7 protein-coding genes are annotated in these 8,503 nt (G+C 43.2%); 1 reads left to right on the top strand and 6 read right to left on the bottom strand.

What is annotated here, in order from left to right; genetic code table 11:
• From leuB to E1163_RS05125, 4 genes are all read right to left on the bottom strand, one after another.
• On the bottom strand, window positions 1-983 hold a 983-nt coding region (gene leuB / locus E1163_RS05140), incomplete at its 3' end, for a 3-isopropylmalate dehydrogenase (protein WP_155170186.1).
• Window positions 984-1,059: 76 nt separating this feature from the next.
• Window positions 1,060-1,650 carry a 3-isopropylmalate dehydratase small subunit gene (leuD, locus tag E1163_RS05135; RefSeq protein WP_155170184.1) on the bottom strand — a complete coding sequence of 197 codons (591 nt, stop codon included), beginning with the start codon at window positions 1,648-1,650 and terminating at the stop codon, window positions 1,060-1,062.
• A gap of 7 nt (window positions 1,651-1,657) precedes the next feature.
• Window positions 1,658-3,055, bottom strand: a complete 1,398-nt coding sequence (gene leuC / locus E1163_RS05130) for a 3-isopropylmalate dehydratase large subunit (RefSeq protein WP_155170182.1) — start codon at window positions 3,053-3,055, stop codon at window positions 1,658-1,660.
• A 15-nt stretch (window positions 3,056-3,070) separates the two neighbouring features.
• On the bottom strand, window positions 3,071-4,237 hold the full coding sequence (locus E1163_RS05125; RefSeq protein WP_155170180.1) for a 2-isopropylmalate synthase: 1,167 nt from the start codon (window positions 4,235-4,237) through the stop codon (window positions 3,071-3,073).
• Between the two features lie 168 nt (window positions 4,238-4,405).
• Between E1163_RS05125 and E1163_RS05120 the strand changes: the two genes are divergently transcribed.
• On the top strand, window positions 4,406-5,974 hold the full coding sequence (locus tag E1163_RS05120) for a hypothetical protein (protein ID WP_155170178.1): 1,569 nt from the start codon (window positions 4,406-4,408) through the stop codon (window positions 5,972-5,974).
• 466 nt (window positions 5,975-6,440) lie between these two features.
• On the opposite strand, the gene E1163_RS05115 is transcribed toward E1163_RS05120, so the two are convergent.
• On the bottom strand, window positions 6,441-7,895 hold the full coding sequence (locus E1163_RS05115) for a flotillin family protein (protein WP_155170176.1): 1,455 nt from the start codon (window positions 7,893-7,895) through the stop codon (window positions 6,441-6,443).
• An 11-nt stretch (window positions 7,896-7,906) separates the two neighbouring features.
• The gene (locus tag E1163_RS05110; protein ID WP_155170174.1) at window positions 7,907-8,488 is read right to left on the bottom strand and encodes a hypothetical protein; all 582 of its coding nucleotides are present in this window, start codon (window positions 8,486-8,488) and stop codon (window positions 7,907-7,909) included.
• Window positions 8,489-8,503 lie beyond the last annotated feature (15 nt).

The raw sequence follows: 8,503 nt of genomic DNA, 5'->3' as shown, positions 1-8,503 counted from the left end.
AAGCCCTCATTCATAGCTTGCATCACTGCTTCGTTTATGGCTTTGCTTTCTTCGATCATTCCGAATGAATACTCCAAAAGCATAGCTGCAGAAAGTATGGCACCAAAAGGGTTGGCAATATTTTTCCCTGCTGCCTGAGGATATGATCCATGGATTGGCTCATACAGGCTGCGGCTCAGCCCAATGGAAGCGGAAGGCAACATTCCGAGTGAACCTGAAATAACAGAAGCTTCATCGGTAATGATGTCTCCAAACATATTTTCCGTAAGTACCACGTCAAAGTCTCGCGGGTTCTGGATGATCTTCATGGCCGCATTGTCAACAAACATGAAATCCAGCTCTACATCGGGATATTCTGCTGCCAGTTCTTTGACCGTTTCCCTCCACAACCTGGAAGTAGCCAGCACATTGGCTTTATCCACCAGTGTGACTTTCTTTCTCCTGTTCTGAGCGGCCTCAAATGCCAGTTTTGATACTCTGATAATTTCATCCGTAGAATAAGTACAGGTATCAAAAGCATTTTTACCATCTTCCGAACGGCCTCTGGGCTGTCCGAAGTAAATGCCACCTGTCAACTCCCGAAATACTACAAAGTCGGTACCGTCAATAATCTCCTCTTTAAGCGGAGAGATCGGCAGCAGGGCTTTATAACTTTTAACCGGCCGCACATTGGCAAATAGCCCTAACTTCTTTCTCATGGCCAGCAATCCTTGCTCGGGTCGAACTTTGGCTTTAGGATCATTATCATATTTCGGATGGCCAATGGCTCCGAAAAGAATGGCATCAGCCTGCTGACATACCAGCTCTGTTTCCTCGGGAAAGGGATTGCCGGTGGCATCAATAGCACAGGCTCCCACGAGGGCTTCTTTGTAGGTAAACTCATGGCCATACACCTCAGCCACAACTTTCAGCACCTTCAGTGCCTGTGCTGTTACTTCCGGGCCTATGCCATCCCCACTTAATACTGCTATATTCTTTTTCATTTATTTTTTAGTTAGAGAAACAGTCCCAAAAGATCAAACCTAAACCAAATCTCTCCCAGGACTGTCTCTGCTTTCATTAATCCTCCTCTACCAACTCGTACTTTTCGATTTCATCAATTTTGCTCAAAAGGAAATCTATATCGTCGTAGCCTTTTTGCAGGCAAAGTTTCTTATATGGGTTGATTTCAAAATTCTCCGTCAGGTTGGAGCCTATTATGCTTATCTCCTGATCTTCAAGGCTTATCCTTATCTCTGCCTCAGGGTCATCCTCAATGGTTGAGAAAAGCTGGTCTAAAAAGACATCTGTCACCTGCACCGGCAGCAAACCATTGTTCAAAGCGTTGTTTTTAAATATGTCAGCAAAGAAGCTGGATACTACTACTTTAAAACCGTAATCATATATGGCCCACGCTGCGTGTTCCCGGCTGGAACCGCATCCGAAATTTTTACCGGCCACTAAGATTTGCCCCTTGTAGGTATCGTCATTCAACACAAAATCCTCGTTGGGTTGTCCATCTTCCTTGTATCTCCAGTCGCAAAACAGGTTATCACCAAACCCCTCGCGGGTAGTGGCTTTCAAAAACCTGGCAGGGATGATCTGGTCAGTGTCTACATCCTGGAGTGGTACAGGAACACAAGTTGATATCAGGGTTGTAAATTTTTCCATGCTTTTATTAATCAATCATCTCTCTTACATCAGTTATATAGCCGTTGATAGCTGCTGCTGCTGCTGTCAATGGGCTGGCGAGCATAGTACGTGCACCTGGCCCCTGCCTTCCTTCAAAATTCCTGTTGGAAGTAGAAACACAGTACTTTCCTTTAGGTACTTTATCTTCGTTCATCCCCAAACAGGCCGAGCAGCCCGGTTGTCTCAGTTCAAAGCCTGCACCTTCCAATATCTTATCCAGTCCCTCAGCGCGTGCCTGCAGCTCGACCTGACGTGAGCCGGGTATGATCATCGCATGCACATGGTCAGCTTTTTTCTTCCCCTTTACAAGTTCTGCAACCAGCCTCAGGTCTTCTATTCTGGAGTTGGTACAACTACCTATAAATACATAGTCGATCTTTTTGCCCAGCAGTTGACTGCCTCCCTGAAGATCCATATACTGCAAAGCCTTTTTCAAGCCCTGATCTGTACTTCCGTTAAATGTAGCAGGCACATTGCCTGTAATACCGATTCCCATGGCAGGGTTGGTACCATAAGTGATCATAGGATCTATATCTTCGGCATTGAAGTAAAACTCCTTGTCAAAAACGGCATCTTCGTCAGTTTTCAGGGTTTTCCAATAGGCCAGCTTTTTCTCCCACGCATCTCCTTTTGGAGCGAACTCTCTTCCTTTCATATATTCAAAGGTGGTTTCATCAGGGGCTATCATGCCTCCTCTGGCTCCCATTTCAATACTCATGTTACAGATCGTCATGCGGGCTTCCATGGATAATCCCTGAATAGTAGTACCCATGAACTCCACGAAATAACCTGTACATCCACTTGTAGTAAGCATAGAAATGATATGCAGGATGATATCTTTGGATACTACTCCCTTCTTCAGCTCGCCATCAATCTGAATCTTCATCTTCATGGGCTTCTTTTGAAGGATGCACTGGGTGGCAAACACTTGCTCAACTTCGCTGGTACCGATACCAAAAGCTATGTTTCCAAATGCTCCGTGCGTAGAGGTGTGGCTATCACCACAAACAATGGTCATTCCGGGCTGGGTAATTCCCAGCTCAGGGCCTATTACGTGTACAATACCCTGGTAAGGATGCCCTAAGCCGTACAGCTCAACGCCGAATTCTTTGCAGTTTTCGATCAGTGTGTTTACCTGATGTCTTGAAAGCTGGTCTTTGATAGGCAGGTGTTGGTTTTCCGTAGGTACGTTGTGGTCTGCAGTAGCCACCGTTTTTTCCGGTCTGAATACACCAATACCACGCTGCCTTAACCCGTTAAATGCCTGAGGGCTTGTCACTTCGTGAATAAAGTGACGGTCTATATATAAAGCCTGGGGCCCGTTCTTTACTTCATGAACCACATGCTTGTCCCATATCTTATCGAATAATGTTTTACCCGCCATAAGAAGTTTTTCTTTTTAAAAATTAACGTTGGTGATAAGGTACTTGCTGACGAGGTTTTTGAGTTCAGCATCATTGACAATAGTGATCCGGTCGGCCACTTGCAGGAACCTCTGGTAAACATGTTCCAATTCTTCCTTGCTCAACTGCACTCCTAATTTGCCAATGCGGAAGTTCAATGCTGCCCTGCCACTTCTGGCGGTAAGTATGATAGAAGATTCATTTACACCAACTTCTTCAGGATCAATAATTTCGTAGTTATCCCTGTTTTTGATCACACCGTCCTGGTGGATGCCGGATGAATGTGCAAATGCATTGCTACCAACAATGGCTTTGTTCGGCTGCACCGGCATGTTCATAGTCGTGGAGACTAACTGACTAATGGGATAGATCTGTCGTGTATTAATTCCTGTTTCAAAATTGAGCCAGTGGTGTTTTTTAAGGATCATGACCACTTCTTCAAGTGAAGTGTTTCCTGCTCTTTCGCCTATCCCATTGATGGTACACTCTACCTGACGTGCGCCATTTTTAATGGCTTCAATACTATTGGCCGTGGAAAGGCCGAGATCATTATGGCAGTGGGTGGATATTATTGCTTTTTCAATTCCTCTGACGTTATCTACAAGGTATTTGATCTTTTTACCGTATTCTTCCGGTAAGCAGTAACCCGTAGTATCAGGAATGTTGACCACAGTGGCTCCTTCTTTAATTACGGCTTCTACGACCTGGGCCAAAAAGTCATTGTCCGTACGGCCTGCATCCTCTGCGTAAAACTCCACATCTTCAACGAACCTCTTTGCATAGCGCACACATGCTTTGGCGCGTTCCAGTATATCTTCTCTTGTAGTCCTTATTTTAGTAAATACATGTTGGTCTGAAGTACCGATCCCTGTATGTATTCTTGGCCTTTTGGCATATTTAAGTGCCTCTGCCGCACACTCGATGTCCTTCTCCACTGCGCGTGACAAAGCACATATGGTGACATCCCCAACCTCCTTTGACACAGCTTTTACTGCTTCAAAATCTCCGGGGCTGGAAATAGGGAAACCGGCTTCAATGATATCTACTCCAAGTTCTTCCAGTGCCTTGGCTATAATTATCTTTTCTTTTTTAGACAATCCACACCCTGGCACTTGCTCTCCGTCTCTAAGGGTAGTATCGAAAATCTGAATGCGGTTACTCATAGGCTATTTCTTCTCGTTATAATCAGCTTTATAAGATCAAATGTAGACGGAATAAAAGCCGGAGTAAATACCTAAAAATCGAATAATTACAGTTTCTAAAAAGAGTTATTTAGCATTAAAAGATAATATTGGTTAAATTGGACACATAAATTTTATCTCATAATTACGATGTCAAAGGAGAAGTCTGATGCTTTGTTCAACCTGATAAAGTCGCTGAAGAAGAGTGAGAAGCGCTACTTCAGGCTCTTTGTAAGTGCTGAAGAGGGCCATAGCGATAAGAAGTATATCCGGCTTTTTGACCTGATAGATTCCCAAAACGTCTTCGATGAAGAGGCCCTGCTAAAAAAGGATAGTTCTATTAATCCAAAGCAACTTTCCAACCTTAAGGCACACCTCTATAAAAAGATTTTACAGAGCATCAGGCAATATAACCAGTCCACCGTTCTGGATATCCAGATCAGGGAAATGATCGACCACGCCCAAATCCTGTTCAACAGGAGTTTATATGACCAGTGTGCTACGGTATTAAAAAAGGCTAAGAAGCACGCCCATAAAATTGATAACCTCGAACTACAGCTTGAGATATTGAAATGGGAAAAAAATGTGCTTACCCAGACCGTTGGGCCGGGCAATCAGATCAGGGTAAACAGGATCATCGAAGAGGTGCAGGACACCAACAACAGGATCAATAACATCAACTCATTTACCAACCTTTCGGTGAAGCTGAACTCGTTGTATTACAAAATTGGGTTTATCCGTAACAAGTCGGACTATGAGAAAATTGTAAACATGTTTAACATCAGCATGCCCAACTTTAATGAAGAGGAGCTGTCGCTGAATGAAAAACTTAATCTCTATAGCCTCTTTGTCAACTACTATTTCTTCATTCAGGATTTTGAGAACGGTTATAAGTTTGCCAAAAAGTGGGTAGCGCTATTTGATAAGCACAAGGAGATCAGGATCTCGAAAGTGGATATGTACCTGCGTGCGATCAACAACCTGATGATAGCCCAATATAAAGTCTATAAGTACTATGAATTTGTAGAGACAAGCCGGCAATTGCGCCAGATCAGGCACTTCCCCAAAAATGTGATCAATGAAAACATCCGGTTAAAACTCTTGAAGTACACTTATGTGCATGAGTTCAACCGCTTTTTTATGCTGGGTGATTTTGATCTTGGAGTTTCTCTACTTACTAAGATCAAGCCGGGGCTGGAGCAGTTTATAACCCAGTTAGATAACCACTCGACCATGATTATGTATTACAAAATAGCCTGCCTGTATTTTGGCAATTCTAATTACAGTGATGCTATCTCATGGCTTAACAGGATCATTAACTCCGATAAGGTGGACATCAGGGAAGACATCCACTCTTTTGCCAGAATACTCAACCTGATCAGCCACTATGAACTGGGTAATGTGGATGTGATCGACTATTATATCAGGTCTACCTATCGATTCCTCCTTAAGAAGGATGATATGCATGACTTTCAGAAGTACATTCTGAAATTCCTGAAAAAACTGAGTTTTAGTTTTACGGAAGATAAACTGATCCCGGAATTCAAAAAGCTGCGCAAACAGCTTCTTCCGTTACAAAACAACCCGTATGAAAAAAGGGCATTCATCTACTTCGACATTATTGCCTGGCTGGAATGCAAGATACAAAAACGCCCGGTAGCGGATGTTATCAGCGAGAAGGCACAGGTTATATTAAGGAAGCAGCGGAAAGCGGCTTGATAGATTCGCGGTTCAAAGTTCATAATTAAAATTCACGGCGGAAATATTAAAATTGCAATGAGCAAGGTACGAGCGAAGAAGCAATCTCTTTATTATGGATATCAGGCTCCGAATTACCAGTCCGGTTCGCTCTCGTAAGAGGGGGATCGCTTCCTCCTACCGCCGTCGCGATGACGATCAAAATGGGCTAATTCTTACCGTTTACTAGCAATTACCGTTTACTGATTACCGTTGCATATCACCATAAGATGTGGTTAAAGTCATCCAATGAGTAATGTGGGGTTAGTACATGACAACTGCTCTGAAAGCATTCCATATTTAGCTAAACTCATCGGATGACTAGAGCAGTATCAGCGGTCAGAATGCATTGGTTTTACCTCCTCCTGCATGGGCAAAAAAAAGACTTCCGAAGTCTATTGAAGTTTCGGAAGTCTGTTCGGGGTAGCAATTTAAACTTGCTCGATATCTATTCTTTTTTATCCTTTGGCGGCGTTTTTGGAGTTTCAGGAGTTTTCTTCTCCTGCTTTTCTTTTACTTCTTCTGCCATCTGCTGAATTTCTCCGGGCGATTTCCCCTTTAAATATTCAGGAAGCTCCATACCTGCCATATTGAACATTTCCTGCAATGGAGGCACAGACTTATACATTCCCGATATGAAGTTGGCCGTTGATGTTTTACCATCCTTTTCACTACCATTTTCCCAAACAGTAATTTTATCAATTTTGATGTTTTTGATGGCTTCTGTCTGCATTCTTACTAACTCAGGCAACTTGTCTGCAATCAACAGTAATACGGCATCCTTCGAGTTGTTTCCGGCTGCCTTCACTATTTGTTCCAGACCCTGGGCTTGTTTTGTCAGTATTTCATAGAGACCTTGTGCTTCTGCCTGCTTCTTAAATAAAATTGCATCGGCCTCACCTTTTGCCCTTCTTCTTATCATTTCTGCTTCTGCTTCTGCCGCAATCTCAACTTTCTGCTTATCAATTTCTGCAGGCACAACAATATCCGCAGTTTGGGTAGCTTTATCTCTTGTTGCACGAGCATTCTCTGCTTCCTGTTCGGCAGCATAAGCCTCTTCCAATGCCTTGGCAGCCTGTACTTTCTCAGCGGCTATGGCTATCTTCTGAGCCTCAGCTTCTTTTTCTCTCCTTGATGCATCTGACTGGGCTACTTTAATTTTTGCAAGGTTCTCTCCCTCTACCGCTCCTGCATCTGCGTCTGCAACTTTAACCCTTTGTTCCTGCACAGCATTAGCCTCACCGATCATACCATCTCTGTTCTTTTCAGCCACACTTTTTCTGGCATCGTTGATAGCCTTTGCAGCAGCTTCTTTACCTAACGCTTCAATATAACCAGACTCATCTTTAATATCGGTAACGTTCACGTTGATCAGCTTCAAACCAATCTTCTTTAGCTCAGCTTCCACATTAGATGCCACGTTGGCTAGGAATTTATCTCTGTTACTGTTGATCTCTTCGATGTCCATTGTGGCTACCACAAGCCTCAACTGGCCAAAAATAATATCCTTGGCCAAATCATGTATGTTTTGCTGGGTCAGCCCTAAAAGGCGCTCGGCAGCGTTATTCATCACTCCTTCTTCGGTAGAAATACCCACTGTAAACCTTGATGGCACATCAACACGAATATTTTGCCGGCTTAATGCATTGGTCAGATTAACCTCAATGGAGCTTGGGGTCAAATCTAAAAATTCATAATCCTGAATTATAGGCCAGATAAACGCTGCTCCACCATGGATACATTTGGCAGAACGCCCCAACTCATCACTACCTTTACCTACTTTACCATAAACAACCAAAATTCTGTCGGACGGACATCTTTTGTAGCGTTTGAAAAGTCCTATTAACAGGACGAAAATAAAGACGGCAACCGCCGCAACAATAATAATAAATGATTCACCCATTGAAATTAAAGTTAACTTTTAGACACTAATAATAAATTGCCGTTGATCACATCGCGGACGGTAATAACCATGCCATTGGTAAGGTCGTGGTCATCATCAGTAATGGCATCGAGCTCGCGAAAAGAGCCTTGCACCATAATTGACACTTTGCCAATATTACCTCTTTTAGCTTTTATGGTAAGGTAAACCTCTCCAACACCGCCTTTGGCATTTTTTAATTGCAAAGTCCCGCTGCTCGTAAGCTTACTGAACGAGTAAAATAATGCTGCCATAACCAGCATCATGATAATACCCGCAATGACTGAGGCCGCAATAGTCCCGAGGATACTGAGGCCCGCATCGAGGCAGGCAATACCTGTCCATGAAAAGATGGTAAAAAAAGCTACAAAGTTCTTAATGGTAAAGAACTGAAAACCAGCACCATGATCTGTTTCAACATCAAAATCTGCACCTCCGTCGGTTTCCAATTCACCGCCGATGAGGGTCATAATCATTTGAAGCACAAATAAAATGGTAAATGGAATGGCGAACCCCCAATAGATCTTCTCAACTAAACTCAGGGCATCCCACCAATCAGGAAAATTTTCAAACATAACTCATAAAAATCA

It is taken from the genome of Fulvivirga kasyanovii (assembly GCF_009711405.1).
GTDB lineage: Bacteria > Bacteroidota > Bacteroidia > Cytophagales > Cyclobacteriaceae > Fulvivirga > Fulvivirga kasyanovii.
Note: the sequence above shows the minus strand (reverse complement) of the source record. Positions and strands in the feature narration are given on the sequence as shown.